The sequence below is a fragment of the Legionella navarrensis genome (genome assembly GCF_052527415.1).
Window position 1 is genome coordinate 1 of record NZ_JBNVZR010000059.1, and the last position, 427, is coordinate 427.

Here is a 427-nt window from a genome sequence, read left to right on the forward strand (position 1 = left end):
GCAGCTCGGTGCGGTAGCACTGCCACCGGTTGGTACGACGCTGTTGTCTACCGAGACTGTCGCGGTCTGATTCACGGTGGCCGGATAGGTAAAGCTGTAGGTTCCCGGTGCCGTGCCGGCCGGAATGGTGCAGGTAATCACCTGACCTGATGCCGTGCAACCCGCCGGCAGGGTTCCCAGTGTCTGGCCGGAACTCAGGGTATCGGTCAACACCAGATCCGATTCGTTGGCCGCCGTAGTAATCACCGCCTGCAGGCTGTAATCAATGCTGTCGCCTGCTGCAACGGCCGTACCGGTCGCAGGAACAGACGATTTGCTCACCGCAATAACCGCGGGTGCTATCGGATGCGTGGTCGTGCAGTTCGTGCAGCTCGGTGCGGTAGCACTGCCGCCGGTTGGTACGACGCTGTTGTCTACCGAGACCGTT

General features: G+C 61.4%; 1 protein-coding gene. It reads right to left on the reverse strand.

What is annotated here, in order from left to right; genetic code table 11:
- Window positions 1-427 (reverse strand): hypothetical protein (locus tag ACQUTA_RS13100; protein ID WP_444988711.1); only part of this gene is annotated, 427 nt, incomplete at both ends.